The 3,953-nt window shown below is 61.3% G+C and carries 4 protein-coding genes; 3 read left to right on the forward strand and 1 reads right to left on the reverse strand.

The window, feature by feature from the left end:
* From RCH93_RS16205 to RCH93_RS16215, 3 genes are all read left to right on the forward strand, one after another.
* Positions 1–292 (forward strand): (2Fe-2S) ferredoxin domain-containing protein (locus RCH93_RS16205; protein WP_373693312.1); only part of this gene is annotated, 292 nt, incomplete at its 5' end.
* Complete coding sequence (locus RCH93_RS16210) at positions 285–2,033, forward strand: [Fe-Fe] hydrogenase large subunit C-terminal domain-containing protein (RefSeq protein WP_306549466.1); 1,749 nt, start codon at positions 285–287, stop codon at positions 2,031–2,033. The genes RCH93_RS16205 and RCH93_RS16210, both read left to right, overlap by 8 nt.
* Complete coding sequence (locus RCH93_RS16215; protein ID WP_306549467.1) at positions 2,026–3,204, forward strand: SpoIIE family protein phosphatase; 1,179 nt, start codon at positions 2,026–2,028, stop codon at positions 3,202–3,204. The genes RCH93_RS16210 and RCH93_RS16215 overlap by 8 nt, the downstream gene beginning before the upstream one ends.
* Positions 3,205–3,465: 261 nt before the next feature.
* Here the strand turns inward: RCH93_RS16215 and RCH93_RS16220 are convergent.
* Positions 3,466–3,953 (reverse strand): hypothetical protein (locus RCH93_RS16220; protein WP_306549468.1); only part of this gene is annotated, 488 nt, incomplete at its 5' end.

Below are 3,953 nucleotides of genomic sequence, written 5' to 3' on the forward strand. Positions count from 1 at the left end.
AGCAGCCCCGCCGGAGCAGCTTGCACAAACCACCCTGCGAATTGCGGTGTGCATGGGCAGTTCCTGTTTTTCCCGGGGCAACAACGGCGAGGCCATCGAAACCCTGCGCCGCTGCGCCGAATCGGCCGGGGTGAGGCCGGAAATTTCCGGGCGTCTGTGCGAGAACAAGTGCACCGAAGGGCCGAACATCACTATTGAAAACACCCTGTACTCCCATGTGCAGCCGTCCTGTTTTCCCGAACTGCTCAAACACCACCTCGCCGCCGGCAAGGAGAAGGGCGCCGATGGATAGCCGCTCGCCAATCTACACCGAAAAGCATGAATGCCAGGACTGCTACAAATGCGTCCGCCAATGTCCGGTCAAGGCCATCCGGGTGCAGGACGCCTACGCCACCATTGTCACCGAGATGTGCGTGTTCTGCGGGGCCTGCGTCTCCATCTGCCCCAACGCCGCCAAGCACGTGCGCAACGATCTGCCCCGCGCCCGCCAGCTGGTCAAGCTGCCGAGGCGCGTTTTTGTTTCCCTGGCCCCCTCCTGGATCACTGAATTTCCCAACGTCGCAACCGGCCAGATGATCGCCGCGCTCAGGCGTCTGGGCTTTGCGGGGGTTTCGGAAACCGCGCTCGGCGCCCAGCAGGTCAGCGCCCATGTGGCCCAAACGCTGCGTCAGCAACCGGGCCGCACCCTGATCAGCTCGGCCTGCCCGACTGTGGTGGCCTACATCCAAAAACACAAACCGCACCTGGCCGGGGCCGTCACCACCCTGCTGTCGCCGCTGCTGGCCCACTGCCGGATGCTGCGCCGCCATTTTGGCGAGTCCGTGTCCATTGTGTTTGTCGGGCCCTGCATTGCCAAGAAGCTGGAGGCCGACGAAAACCCCGACCTGCTTGACATCGCCCTGACCTTTGAGGACCTGCGCATCTGGCTGGCTGCGGAACGGATCGATCCGCGCGCCATGACGCCGGGCAGCGAAGACCTGTTCGTGCCCCAGGCCGCCGAGGAGGGCGTGCTCTATCCGGTGGACGGCGGCATGATCGCCGGCATTCAGGCCCATTGCCGGGTGGACGACGCCTCGTTCATGAGTTTTTCCGGCTTGCCGGCGGTGGAGAACGCCCTGGACGGGCTGGAAGATCTGGATGCGCTGGAGTCCGGCCAGGGGCTGTTTCTCGAACTGCTCGCCTGCGAAGGCGGCTGCGTCAACGGCCCCAAGGTCACCCGGCCGGGGGCCACCGTGGCCAAGCGACAACGGGTGCTGGCAAGCGCCCATTACCCGGACGATCAATCCGTGCCCCGTCTGCCCGAGATCGACATCCGCCGGTTGATTGAACCCCTGCCGCTCAGCCAGCCGCCGCCTTCGGAAACCCGGATCAGCGAGGTGCTGCGCTCGATCGGCAAGCGGTCGCTGGAAGACGAGCTCAACTGCGGCGGCTGCGGCTACGATTCCTGTCGGGAATTCGGCAAAGCCTTGATCGCCGAGCGCGCCGAACGGGCCATGTGCGTCAGCTGGATGCGCCAACTGGCTTTCAAAAAAGCCAACGTGCTGATCCACAAAATGCCTTCGGCGGTGGTGATTGTCGACAGCGACCTGCGGGTGCTGGAATGCAACAGCGCCTTTGTCGACATCATCAATCACCAGCGTCCGGCGGCGGCGCCGGCGGAACTCGAAGGGCTCTGCCTCACCGACCTGCTTCCCTTCCACAACCTGTTTGCCAGCGTGCTTAAAAACGACATGGACATCCTGGATCGGGACGTCCGTTTTCTCGACACCATCCTCCATCTCTCCATCTTCACCATTGATCCGCACGCGGTGGTCGGCGCTATTTTCCAGGACATCACCCGGCCGGCGGTGCAGAAGGAGCAGGTGATCCGCCGCGCCCGCGAGGTCATCCAGAAAAATCTGGCCACGGTGCAGAAGATTGCCTATCTGCTGGGCGAAAACGCCGCCGAATCCGAGGTCACCCTGAGCAGCATCATTGAATCGTTCTCGCCGGCCAAGATCGAGGGAGACGAGGGCGGAGACCACAGTGACTGAAACCGCCTTCATCGACGTTGATCACGCCCAGTGCTGCAAGAACCGCCAGGCCATCTGCGGCGACGTCTTTCTCTCCCACCGGATCAAGGCCGAGGGGCGGGTGCTGTCCGTGCTCTCCGACGGCCTCGGCTCCGGGGTCAAGGCCTCGGTGCTGGCCAACCTCACCGCCTCCATGGCCCTCAAGTTCGCCTCGGCCTGGGCCGACGCGCGCATCTGGGCCCGGTCGATCATGGACACCCTGCCGATCTGCGAGGTGCGCAAGATCAGCTACTCCACCTTCACCCTGATAGACCTCAACGAAAACGGCGAACTGCGCTTTATTGAACACGGCAACCCTCCGCTGGCGCTGCTGCGCGGCGCTGAAGAGGTTGCTCTGGAGAGGGCGGTGATTACCCTGGAGCGATGGAAGGACCGGCTGATCTACCACGGCGCGCTCAAGCTTGAGATCGGCGACCGGCTGCTCTGTTTTTCCGACGGCGTCAGTCAGTCGGGCATGGGGCGGCGCGACATGCCGCTCGGCTGGACCAGGGAGGCGGCGGTCGCCTATGCCGGCGATTTGATCCGCGCCCGACCGGACATCTCCTCGCGGCGGTTGACCGCGGCCCTGATGGAGCAGGCCCTGGCCAACGACAGCGGCTGCGCCCGCGACGACATCAGTTGCGCGGTGGTTCATTTCCGGGTGCCGAGGCAACTCCTGATTATGACCGGGCCGCCCTTTGCCCCCCAGCGCGATTTCGAGCTGGCCCAGGCCGCCATGACCTTTCCCGGCAAGAAAATCATCTGCGGCGGCACCACCGCCACCATTGTCGGTCGCATCCTGCGCCGGCCAATCACCGTTGATCTCACCCAGGCCGACACCGGCATGCCGCCGCCGGCCCGCATGGAAGGGATTGACCTCATCACCGAAGGCGCCCTGACCCTGGCGCACGTGGCGCAGCTGCTGGCCACCAACGTCGCGGTGGAGCGGTTGCCGGCCAACCCGGCCGGGGACATCGTCCGCCTGATGCTGGGCAGCGACATCATCCATTTCATCGTCGGCACCCGGATCAACGAGGCCCATCAGGACCCCAACACCCCGCAGGAACTCGACCTGCGCCGCAACATCGTCCGCCGCATCGTCTCCCTTCTCGAAGAAAAATACCTCAACGCCACTTCGGTGCGTTTTTTATAGCTGTTTTTTGCGGGTTGTAATCCAACTCGCTTGGAAACGGACCACCTGGGGCAGTCTCAATGCGCCTTCGTCTTCAAAATGAGGGTTTTTCGGTTGGGTTAAGCGCAGCGCAACCCAACAATAGAAGGCGGAGTTTGTTGGGTTGCGTTCCTCAACCCAGAGTCCGGCGACCAAGCGCAGGGTACACCCTGTCGGTATGGTTCTGGAGGTTGAGGAGTTGCAAACTTGACTCATGCAACCTCTGTCTAAAGAGGTTTTAGCTTATCGGTATGGCGAGTAGGTATCTTGCGAGGCGCTATTATTTTCTCCGTATTGGTTCTCTCCATACGGAATGGTTTGTTGCATCTTTATACCTACTCCTTTCCCCTTCTCTTCAGAAGGGCTTGCCTTTTGCGGGACAGCATTTTTCTCTGACGAGATCGAAACTACATGAGATCGCATAACGAACTGATCATCTCCAAGTCCGGCGATTCTTTGGTCGCCCCAGGAAACATGAAAATCCTTTGCCCGCTTTTGAATTATTGCGTTGCCAGGAAATTCAAGCGCAACTCTGGCCAGTCTATTCAGCCAGAAATGATATTCTTCATGCGAGTCATCTCCTTGTTTTTTATAATTTATTAATGCATTGACTGAGCCTTGCGCTTCACCGAGCCTGATCTCTTGATTGTCGGCAAACCGCTCATCCTCGGCAAGTGCCACCAGCCTTTGGCCCCATGCTTCCAGCTCATCAAAGCGCTGAGCACTACCGT

Source organism: Desulfobulbus sp. (assembly GCF_030824455.1).
Taxonomy (GTDB): domain Bacteria; phylum Desulfobacterota; class Desulfobulbia; order Desulfobulbales; family Desulfobulbaceae; genus Desulfobulbus.